This window comes from Pseudomonas sp. LBUM1679, from assembly GCF_059695565.1.
In genome coordinates this window covers 106741-117500 of record NZ_CP166774.1, presented here as the reverse complement: position 1 = coordinate 117500, position 10760 = coordinate 106741, and the positions used below count along the sequence as shown (strand labels likewise).

The 10760-nt window shown below is 59.2% G+C and carries 11 protein-coding genes (1 of these 11 running past the window's edge); 10 read left to right on the top strand and 1 reads right to left on the bottom strand.

What is annotated here, in order from left to right:
• On the bottom strand, positions 1–516 hold the 5' end (the start) of the coding sequence (locus ACA062_RS00570; protein ID WP_497454777.1) for an acyl-CoA dehydrogenase. The gene continues 666 nt to the left of window position 1, outside the view; 516 of the gene's 1182 nt are visible here — the first part of the coding sequence; it begins with the start codon at positions 514–516; its stop codon lies off the left edge, out of view.
• Positions 517–673: 157 nt separating this feature from the next.
• Here ACA062_RS00570 and ACA062_RS00565 point away from each other — a divergent pair, with 157 nt between their 5' ends.
• From ACA062_RS00565 to ACA062_RS00520, 10 genes are all read left to right on the top strand, one after another.
• A complete protein-coding gene (locus ACA062_RS00565; protein ID WP_497454776.1) occupies positions 674–1573 on the top strand; it encodes a LysR family transcriptional regulator in 900 nt (299 codons plus the stop codon).
• A gap of 434 nt (positions 1574–2007) precedes the next feature.
• On the top strand, positions 2008–3129 hold the full coding sequence (locus tag ACA062_RS00560) for a Re/Si-specific NAD(P)(+) transhydrogenase subunit alpha (protein WP_497454775.1): 1122 nt from the start codon (positions 2008–2010) through the stop codon (positions 3127–3129).
• Between the two features lie 15 nt (positions 3130–3144).
• Positions 3145–3468, top strand: coding sequence for an NAD(P) transhydrogenase subunit alpha part 2 (locus tag ACA062_RS00555; RefSeq protein WP_017335806.1), 324 nt, complete (start codon positions 3145–3147; stop codon positions 3466–3468).
• Complete coding sequence (locus tag ACA062_RS00550) at positions 3468–4919, top strand: NAD(P)(+) transhydrogenase (Re/Si-specific) subunit beta (protein ID WP_497454774.1); 1452 nt, start codon at positions 3468–3470, stop codon at positions 4917–4919. The genes ACA062_RS00555 and ACA062_RS00550 overlap by 1 nt, the downstream gene beginning before the upstream one ends.
• A gap of 191 nt (positions 4920–5110) precedes the next feature.
• Complete coding sequence (scpC, locus tag ACA062_RS00545; protein WP_497454773.1) at positions 5111–6604, top strand: succinyl-CoA:acetate CoA-transferase ScpC; 1494 nt, start codon at positions 5111–5113, stop codon at positions 6602–6604.
• Between the two features lie 320 nt (positions 6605–6924).
• Positions 6925–7140 carry a DUF1127 domain-containing protein gene (locus ACA062_RS00540; protein ID WP_064675290.1) on the top strand — a complete coding sequence of 72 codons (216 nt, stop codon included), beginning with the start codon at positions 6925–6927 and terminating at the stop codon, positions 7138–7140.
• A 413-nt stretch (positions 7141–7553) separates the two neighbouring features.
• Positions 7554–7871, top strand: a complete 318-nt coding sequence (locus tag ACA062_RS00535; RefSeq protein WP_064675289.1) for a DUF2388 domain-containing protein — start codon at positions 7554–7556, stop codon at positions 7869–7871.
• 107 nt (positions 7872–7978) lie between these two features.
• The gene (locus tag ACA062_RS00530; RefSeq protein WP_497454772.1) at positions 7979–8296 is read left to right on the top strand and encodes a DUF2388 domain-containing protein; all 318 of its coding nucleotides are present in this window, start codon (positions 7979–7981) and stop codon (positions 8294–8296) included.
• Positions 8297–8321: 25 nt separating this feature from the next.
• A complete protein-coding gene (locus ACA062_RS00525) occupies positions 8322–8642 on the top strand; it encodes a DUF2388 domain-containing protein (RefSeq protein ID WP_138963591.1) in 321 nt (106 codons plus the stop codon).
• The gene (locus ACA062_RS00520; RefSeq protein WP_497454771.1) at positions 8642–10600 is read left to right on the top strand and encodes a DUF7844 domain-containing protein; all 1959 of its coding nucleotides are present in this window, start codon (positions 8642–8644) and stop codon (positions 10598–10600) included. Before ACA062_RS00525 ends, ACA062_RS00520 begins: the two co-directional genes overlap by 1 nt.
• Positions 10601–10760 lie beyond the last annotated feature (160 nt).

Here is a 10760-nt window from a genome sequence, read left to right as displayed (position 1 = left end):
GGTGATCCACATCTTGCTGCCGGTCAGGCTGTAACCGCCTTCCACTTTGCGCGCACGGGAAATCATCGCACCCGGGTCGGAACCATGGTTCGGCTCAGTCAGACCGAAGCAACCGATCCATTCGCCGGAAGCCAGTTTCGGCAGGTACTTCTGCTTCTGGGCCTCAGTACCAAACTCGTTGATCGGCACCATCACCAGCGAAGACTGCACGCTCATCATCGAGCGATAACCGGAGTCGACACGCTCGACTTCACGGGCGATCAAGCCGTAGCTGACATAGTTCAGGCCGCTGCCACCGTACTGCTCAGGGATGGTCGCCCCCAAAAGGCCTATTTCGCCCATCTCGCGAAAGATCGCCGGGTCGGTCTTTTCATGGCGGAAAGCTTCGAGAACGCGCGGCGCGAGCTTCTGCTGAGCGAATTGCTCGGCAGTATCGCGGATCATGCGCTCTTCTTCGGTGAGCTGTTGATCCAGCAGCAGGGGATCGATCCAGTTGAAGCTAGCTTTACCGCCCATGAGTGTGTCCTCTCGAATCGGGTCAAATATCGTGGATTGATCCTAGGCCGGGTTCGGCGTCAGGGCAAACGAGGATTTCGCATACTGTTGTGCTAATTTCTCACTCCGAAAGGTCTCCGAACGGCTTTTATGCCCTGTATTAGTGAGGTTGCCGTACATGCGAAGGAAAATACCCAGCACGACTGCCTTGATCAGCTTCGAGGCGGCAGCGCGCCACGAAAGCTTTACCAAGGCCGCCCAGGAACTTTCGCTGACCCAAGGCGCGATCTGCCGGCAGATCGCCAGCCTGGAAGAGTTTCTGGGCGTCGAACTGTTCCGCCGCTCGCGCCGCGGGGTCAAGCTGACGGAAGCCGGACTGTCCTATAGCCGACGGGTAGCCACCCAGCTCGATGCGGTGGAACGGGACACCTTGTCAGTGATGGGTCAGCAGGGCACCAATGTGATCGAACTGGCCGTCGTACCGACCTTCGGTACTCAATGGCTGCTGCCAAGGCTCAAGGACTTCCAGCAACAACACCCGGAAGTGACGGTCAACCTCACCAATCGAACGCGCCCCTTCCTGTTTGCCGACACCGACTTCGATGCTGCGATCTATTTTGGCGACGCTGACTGGTCGGGTACCGAATCCCACAGGCTGATGGGCGAAAGTCCGATGCCCGTATGCAGCCCTGACCTGCTGGGAAAAAACACCCATCTGACACCCAGTGCAATCGCCGACCTGCCCCTGCTGCAGCAGACCACTCGCCCCTATGCCTGGCGCCAGTGGTTCAACTCGCAGAACCTTAATATCCCGCGAGACATGACAGGACCGCGTTACGAGCTATTCTCCATGCTGGCCCAAGCGGCCATGCACGACATGGGGATTGCGCTGATCCCGCCGTTCCTGATTCAGCGTGAGCTGGCGGAGAAGCGCCTGGTGATCGCCAACCCTCAGGCACTGTCGAGCATCAAGGCTTATTACCTGATGATTCCTGAGCGAAAGGTCGAATCGGCCTCTTTAAGGGCTTTTCGCGATTGGCTGGTTAATCAGGCACACAGCTACAGCCTAGAAGGATAAAGGCCCAGATCGATTAGTTGACCTCGTAGTCAGCAAAATGAAAACCCTACAGATATAAGTATTTGTCGCATATTCGCAGACTGTATAGCGAAGGGGTACAAACGTCCCATAAGCGCCTGAATACCTGGCCTTGAGCCTCCATTTCGCGGCAATAACGCCCCATTCACCTTACCGATGTGAAAATAACTCATTTTTCAGCTAGATCCTTGCAAGGCACGGCCTGCAAGGGATTGACCCGGTTGGTTGCGACATTCGGTCACGGGGTGACTTGTAGTTAATTTTCCGTCACCCGTCATAATCCCTTGATGGGCACAAAGTTCGCCTGCAAAATGCCGCGCCCCGCCTTGTTTGGCGGGATCGTGCTGATCGGCCGCCCCAGCCGCACCATCCGCAGTGCATGGGTTTACTCAATAAGATCACGCAGGAGATTTGACGTGCACATTGGTGTTCCTCTCGAAACCCAGACGGGTGAAACACGGGTTGCTGCAACCCCGGAAACCATCAAGAAGCTGATCGGCCAAGGCCATAAGGTCACTGTGCAAAGCGGCGCCGGCATTAATGCCAGTGTTGTCGACAGTGCTTATGAAGCGGCAGGCGCAACCATTGGCAGCGCCAACGATGCGTTTGGCGCCGAGCTGATTCTCAAGGTGGTCGCTCCCAGCGACAGCGAACTCGCGCTGATCAAGAGCGGCACCGTTGTGGTGGGCATGCTCAACCCGTTCAGCAATGAAACCATTGCCAAGCTGGCTGAGTGCGGCATTACCGCGTTCGCGCTGGAAGCCGCGCCACGCACCTCCCGCGCGCAGAGCCTGGATGTGCTGTCGTCCCAGGCCAACATCGCCGGCTATAAGGCCGTGCTGCTGGCGGCTCACCATTATCCGCGCTTCATGCCGATGCTGATGACCGCTGCGGGCACCGTAAAAGCGGCGCGCGTACTGATTCTGGGTGCCGGCGTCGCCGGTTTGCAGGCCATTGCCACGGCAAAACGCCTGGGTGCCGTCATCGAAGCGTCTGACGTGCGTCCTGCAGTAAAAGAGCAGATCGAATCCCTCGGCGCCAAGTTCGTCGACGTGCCTTACGAGACGGACGAAGAGCGCGAATGCGCCGTCGGTGTCGGCGGTTACGCGCGCCCCATGCCCGCCAGCTGGATGCAGCGCCAAGCCTTGGCCGTGCACGAGCGCGCCAAGCAGGCTGACATTGTCATCACCACCGCACTGATCCCGGGCCGCAAGGCGCCGACACTGCTCAGCGCGGAAACCGTGGCGCAGATGAAGCCGGGCTCGGTGGTCATCGACCTCGCGGCAGCCCAGGGCGGCAACTGCCCGCTGACGGTGGCCGATCAGGTCGTGGTCGAGAATGGCGTGACCATTTGTGGCCCGACCAACCTGGCCGGCGCCGTCGCGGCCGATGCTTCGGCCCTGTACGCGCGCAACCTGCTGGACTTCCTGAAGCTGGTCTTCAACAAAGAAGGCCAGTTCGAGATCAACCTCGAAGACGATATCGTCGCCGCGTGCCTGATGTGCCGCGACGGCCAAGTCATCCGCAAAAACGCCTAAGCAGGGATTCAGACGATGGAAGAGCTTATCTCCCCCGGTATCTACAACCTGATCATCTTCGTGCTGGCGATTTATGTCGGTTATCACGTGGTCTGGAACGTTACACCTGCCCTGCACACGCCATTGATGGCGGTGACCAACGCCATTTCGGCGATCGTGATCGTCGGCGCCATGCTGGCGGCGGCGCTGACCGTGACGCCACTGGGCAAGACCATGGGCACCCTGGCGGTGGCGCTGGCGGCGGTGAACGTGTTTGGTGGCTTCCTGGTCACCCGCAGGATGCTTGAAATGTTCAAGAAAAAAGCCCCGAAAGCGGTTAAAGAAGAGGCGTCCAAGTAATGAGCATGAACCTCGTCACGACGCTCTACTTGATCGCGTCGATCTGCTTCATCCAGGCCCTCAAAGGTCTGTCGCACCCGACCACGTCCCGACGTGGCAATTTTTACGGCATGCTCGGCATGGCGCTGGCGATCCTCACTACCGTGGGCCTCATCTATAAGCTGGCCGCGCTCTCTTTTGCGGAAGGCGGCGCCACCGCCGGCATCGGTTACGTCATCGTCGGCCTGTTGGTCGGTGGCACCGCCGGGTCGATCATGGCCAAGCGCGTCGAAATGACCAAGATGCCGGAACTGGTCGCCTTCATGCACAGCATGATCGGTATGGCCGCGGTATTCATCGCCATTGCGGCGGTGGTCGAGCCGCAGTCCCTGGGCATCGTCAAGCAGCTGGGTGATTCGATCCCGGCGGGCAACCGTCTGGAGCTGTTCCTCGGCGCTGCCATCGGTGCAATTACCTTCTCCGGTTCGGTGATCGCCTTCGGCAAGCTCTCGGGCAAATACAAGTTCCGCCTGTTCCAGGGCGCGCCGGTGCAATTCAGCGGCCAGCACAAGCTTAACCTGGTGCTGGGCCTGGCGACGCTGGCACTGGGCCTGACCTTCATGTTCACCGGCAATCTCGGCGCATTTGCCCTGATGCTGGCCCTGGCCTTCGTGCTGGGCGTGTTGATCATCATCCCGATCGGCGGTGCGGACATGCCCGTCGTGGTGTCGATGCTCAACAGCTACTCCGGCTGGGCAGCGGCGGGGATCGGTTTCTCGCTGAACAACTCGATGCTGATCATTGCCGGCTCACTCGTGGGTTCGTCCGGTGCGATCCTGTCGTACATCATGTGCAAGGCGATGAACCGTTCGTTCTTCAACGTACTGCTCGGTGGTTTCGGCAACACGGTAGATGCAACTGGCCCGGCAGGCTTGAAAGAGGCCCGTCCGGTGAAATCCGGTTCGGCTGACGATGCGACCTTCCTGCTGACCAACGCCGACACCGTGATCATCGTTCCGGGTTATGGCCTGGCGGTGGCACGCGCCCAACACTCACTGATGGAGCTGGCGGAGAAGCTAACTCACCGGGGAGTCACCGTGAAGTTTGCGATCCACCCGGTCGCCGGTCGGATGCCAGGGCACATGAACGTCCTGCTGGCCGAAGCCGAAGTACCTTACGAGCAAGTGTTCGAGATGGATGACATCAACTCCGAGTTCGGCCAGGCCGACGTGGTGCTGGTGCTCGGCGCCAACGACGTGGTCAACCCGGCGGCGAAGAACGATCCGAAATCGCCGATTGCCGGCATGCCGATCCTCGAGGCTTATAAAGCCAAGACCATCATCGTCAACAAGCGCTCGATGGCCAGCGGCTATGCCGGTCTGGACAACGAACTGTTCTACCTGGACAAAACCATGATGGTCTTCGGCGACGCCAAGAAAGTTATCGAAGACATGGTCAAAGCCATCGAGTAAAACCTGCGGAAGCAGCAATACCCAAAACCTCAGCCTTTAGTAGGCTGGGGTTTTTTATTGCCGGTGAAATGACCCGCCAACCCGACCAAAGGCTCTAAATCAGGGCTCGGCATTCGACCATGGTAGCGGGACGGATTTTTTTCAAATCACTAGACTGCACACCTTGCTTTCGTTACCCGAGATAACCCTCCATGTACCGTGATCGTATTCGCTTGCCTTCGTTGTTGGATAAAGTGATGAGCGCCGCTGACGCTGCCGCTCTGATTGAGGACGGCATGACCGTCGGCATGAGTGGTTTCACTCGCGCCGGCGAAGCCAAGGCCGTGCCCCACGCGTTGGCCGAACGCGCCAAGCTGACCCCGCTGAAAATCACCCTGATGACCGGCGCGAGCCTGGGCAACGACCTCGACAAACAGCTCACCGAAGCCGGGGTACTGTCGCGACGCATGCCATTCCAGGTCGATAGCACGCTGCGCAAGGCGATTAACGCCGGCGAAGTGATGTTCATCGACCAGCACCTTTCGGAAACCGTGGAGCAGCTGCGCAACCAGCAGCTCAAGCTGCCGGACATCGCGGTGATCGAGGCCGTTGCGATCACCGAGCAGGGCCACATCGTACCGACCACTTCGGTCGGCAACTCGGCCAGCTTTGCGATTTTCGCCAAACAGGTCATCGTTGAGATCAACCTGGCGCACAACCCAAATCTGGAAGGTCTGCACGACATCTACATCCCGACTTATCGTCCGACTCGCACGCCGATCCCGCTGGTGAAGGTCGATGATCGCATTGGCAGTACCGCCATCCCGATCCCGGCGGAAAAGATCGTCGCCATCGTCATCACCAATCAGTCCGACTCGCCTTCTACAGTACTGCCACCGGACGTGGACACCCAGGCCATCGCCGACCATCTGATCGACTTCTTCAAGCAGGAAGTGGCGGCCGGACGCATGACCAACAAGCTTGGCCCGCTGCAAGCCGGGATTGGCACCATCGCCAACTCGGTGATGTGCGGTCTGATCGATTCACCCTTCGAAGACCTCACCATGTACTCCGAAGTGCTGCAGGACTCGACTTTCGACCTGATCGATGCCGGCAAGCTGAGTTTTGCATCGGGCAGTTCGATCACCTTGTCGGCTCGTCGCAATACCGACGTTTTCGGCAACCTGGAGCGCTACAAGGACAAACTGGTCCTGCGTCCGCAGGAGATCTCCAACCACCCGGAAGTGGTGCGCCGACTGGGCATCATCGGCATTAACACCGCACTGGAATTCGACCTGTACGGCAACGTCAACTCCACCCATGTCTGTGGCACGCGGATGATGAACGGGATCGGCGGTTCGGGCGACTTCGCGCGCAATGCGCACCTGGCGATCTTTGTCACCAAGTCGATCGCCAAGGGCGGCGCGATCTCCAGCGTCGTGCCCATGGTCAGTCACGTCGACCACACCGAGCATGACGTCGACATCCTCGTCACCGAGATCGGCCTGGCGGACCTGCGCGGCCTGGCGCCGCGGGAGCGGGCTCGCGTTGTCATCGACAATTGCGTGCACCCGGACTATCGCCAGGCGCTGGATGATTACTTCACAGCCGCATGCGCAATTGGCGGACATACCCCGCATATCCTTCGCGATGCACTGAGCTGGCACATAAACCTCGAAGAAACCGGGCGCATGCTCGCCGTGTGATGAGATACAGATAGCGGCTGACGCGAACACATTTTCGTCAGTCGGCTATTGCCAAGCTGAAATGTGTTTAAAACTGTACTGCTGTACCGGTCGTTTCCTACAGGATTTACCTACCTTTCCGAGCAAATGTATCAAATACGCACCATTTAAGTGCGGACAGGTACAGTTGCCTCAATTTCGACCAGTACACCGCCTATTAACAGTTAACTGGTCCCTCACAATACAGGTGAACTGTATCTACAGGGACTGGCCAAACAAGAGGATCATTGGCATCAGTTAAACCACTACCTAATCCCGCCACAAGCGGAAGGATGCTAACCATGGAACGTACACTCAGTTCCGAGCTGTTCTTCGAAGACACCGCTGCAAAAACCCAGGCTTCCATGCCTCTGCGCGTTCTCGCCAACCTGATGTTGTGGCAGCGCCGCATCTCCAGCCGCCATCAACTGGCTCGTCTGGATTCGCGTCTGCTGGCTGACGCCGGGATTAGCGAAGCACAACGCTACGAAGAGCTGAGCAAGCCGTTCTGGCGCTAAGTAGCGTCGCTGGCTCTGACCTGTAGGGTCCACCGCCAGCAACCCGAATTGAATAAACAAAACCCGTCGTGGGAAACCGCGACGGGTTTTGTCGTTTCAGGGCTCAAAAAAGCCAAACCAGCACAGTTACTAAAACACTATTTTTAACCGGTACACTTCGTAGGAGCTGCCGAAGGCTGCGATCTTTTGATCTTGGTCTTGGATGTTGGATGTTGGATGTTGGATGTTGGTAGATTTAAGATCAAAAGATCGCAGCCTTCGGCAGCTCCTACATAAATCGTTTCTCCAAATGGCTGTTCGAATCCATCACTGCCAGCCTAATATCTAACCAGAACGTGGCGAACGCGGTATCACAGGCGTCTGATCTCCAGACACTGCGCCACCCCCAATCGGTTCACCAAAGGAGTTACATCATGTCCCGTCTTCGTCTGCTCAGCGCTGCAGCCCTGCTTGCCGTGGCAGCCAATGCCCACGCCACCAGCTTCATCGTGACCACCGATGCCGTCGTCGGCGCACTCAAGGCCACCTCCGATGCGACCTCCGACGTCACTTCTTCCTTCCGCGATGACAAGATCGTGCGCGCTGCCCGCGACGACGCCGCCAGCTTCGTCGCCAGCGAAGGCGCCATCCGTGGCGTGAAACTGGAAAGCGCCCTTGACCACATCCGTCAACAGGCTCCTCAGTTGAGCGCCACGGATGCGCAACTGGCCCAGGCCATCCTGACGATCTAAGCGACACCGATCACCTGGGACACGCGCGTAGTGTCCCAATGTTTCAACGCTGGCTCTAGACCGGGCGTTGCGCTAGCCTTGAGACTCGCTTCCAGCTATCGAGTCTCATGCGTTTTCTTTCAAATCTGTTGATCACTCCGTTTTTCGCAACAGCCTGCTGGGTGGGTTCGGCCCATGCCTACGACGCCTTCAACCTGTCGACACAAGGCATCGTCGCCACCGGCTACGCCACCACCATGGTGTCCGCCGCCCCCTTTGACCGTAAGCTGCTACTCGCTGCACAGGATGACGCTGCGGCGTTCATCGCCAGTGACGGCGAACTGCGAGGCGCGCAACTGGAGGCTGCCCTGGTCTACCTGCGCGACGCCCGACCAAAACTTCATGCAAGCGACCTTGAACTGGCGCAGGCAATTCTCGTCCAATAGTTATCCTTATCTGCGGAGTCGTTCCATGCGTAGCCCCCTGATTGCTGCTGCCCTTGGCCTGTTGTTGTTGGCCGATGCGACCCAGGCGCACACCCTGGTCGCCACCAGTAACATCATCATCGATGCCTCCCGGCGCACCATTGATTTCACATCCGACACCACCACATCCATTCGCGATTCGAAAATCATCCGCGAAGCCCACGACGATGCTGCCAGCTTCGTTGCCAGCGAAGGTGAAATTCGCGGCGCACAGCTGGAAGCTGCTTTCGACACATTGCGCACCCGCGTGCCGGAAGCCCGGGACGCCAGTGATCAGGTTCTCGCCGAAGCCATCCTCGCACTGTGATGTCGCCTGTCGCCTGGCTGTTGGCCGGGGTCCTGTTGCTGCTTGGCAACACGGCCCAGGCTGGCCTGCAATTACAGCTCAAGACCCAAGGGCTGAGCCCCGCTCAGCAGCAGGCCAGTCAGGCGCTGCTCGATGAGGCCATGCAGGCATTGCCGCCGCGCTTCATCGAGCAACTCGACCGCAGAATCGACGTCGGCTGGACCGATAAGATGCCAGGCGATGCCTACGGGCAGGCGTCGCTGGTGTCCGAACTCGACTTGAACCGCAACCTGCTCGCCAGCCTCACCGACGGCAGCGCTGCGACCAGCAAAACGTATCGCCCCCACGGCACTGTGCGCAGGGAAATGCTGGCCACGGTGCTGCACGAACTCACTCACATCTATGACCGCTCGCGCCTGTGGCCCGACGCGGAGCGCACGCTGATTCAGCGCTGCACCCGGCGTAACAGCAGTTCGGGACTGATCGGCATGCCCGATCAATGTCGCGGCCAGTCCGGGCGACGCTTTACCCTCAGCGACGACCCACGCCTGCTCGACCTCGCCGGTTGGCCACAGTACGTCGGCCGCCGTGGCGAGCGCGAACAGTACAATCGACAAATCGCCCGCAGCCCGGACATCTACGAGACGAGCAGCCCCAAGGAGTTCGTCGCGGTCAACATGGAGTATTTCCTGCTCGACCCGAGCTACGCCTGTCGCCGTCCTGCGCTGTACCGCTACTACCAGGAACATTTCGGCTGGGCGCCCGCGGCCAAAGACACCTGCGGCAAATCCTTTGCGTTTCTCAATGCCGGCAACGATTTCGCCAAACAACCCCTGGGCCAGGTCGACCCGGAACGGGTGTACGCCGTCGACTATCTGCTGGCCGAAGCCAATCAGAATTGGGTCAGCCGCTGGGGCCACAGTATGTTGCGCCTGGTGATCTGTGCACCCGGTCGGCCACGCGGGCCCGATTGCCGGCTGGATCTGGATCAGCATCTGGTGCTGTCCTACCGCGCCTTCGTCGGTGATGTACAGCTGTCGAGCTGGGACGGCCTGGTGGGTAAATACCCGTCGCGCCTGTTTGTCCTGCCGCTGGCTCAGGTGATCGACGAATACACCAAGACCGAACTGCGCAGCCTGGCCTCGGTGCCGCTGAACCTGTCGCGCAACGAAATCGAAAACGTGGTGGAACATGCCGCCGAGATGCACTGGAGCTACGACGGCAATTATTTCTTCCTGTCCAATAACTGCGCGGTAGAAGGATTGAAACTGTTGCGCAGCGGCACTAACAATTCGCAGCTGGTCGGGCTGGACAGCATCATGCCCAATGGTTTGTTGGAAGTGCTCAAGGGTCGCGGGCTGGCGGATACCAGCGTGCTGGACGATCCTCGCGAAGCGCTGCGCCTGGGCTATCGCTTCGACTCCTTCCGCGATCGTTATCAAGCGATGTTCGACGTGCTGAAGAAGCACCTGCCGATCAAGCAGGAAAAGGTCGAAGACTGGCTGGCATTGAAGGCTGAAGAACGTCGGCAATGGATTTATCAGGCCGACTTGCGCACCAGCGCGGCATTGCTGTTATTGGAGCAGGCCGCCTTCCGCCAACAGTTGGTACTGGCCCAGGACGAAGTAAAACAGCGCTACCTGGGCGCTCGGGAATTGAAGAACGGCGGCATGGACAAAGCCAACGCAACCTTGCAGCAGATTCTCGCCAACAGCGGCTTCCTCAGCCGTCCGGCGGAGTTGCTCGGTACGGGCGGTTATGGCTTGCCGCAGCCGAGTGAATGGCAACGCCTGGAATCGGAAAGCAGCCTGCGGCAGAAACAGCTTCAAGCGTTGACCGGCGATCTGGACAAGGAAGTGAGGGCGCTGCTCGAACCGAGCCGGGCGGCCGAGATGGCCGCTAATGAAGCCAACCTGAAGCAGGTTGGCGAGCATTTGCGCAAGTTGCACAAAGCGTCGGGCGGGTTGGAGTTGCCTTGAGATAGGGGTTATCCATGCGAGAGGAAGCGCACCTGTGGAGTGTTCCTCTGTGCAGGGCTGTGCAGGCTCTTCTGTGGCGAGGGAGCTTGTCGGATCGCCGCACCGTCCCGTTCGGCGGCGAAGCCGTCGTCCGCGCCCCCCGGTCGATATCAGGGCCGCT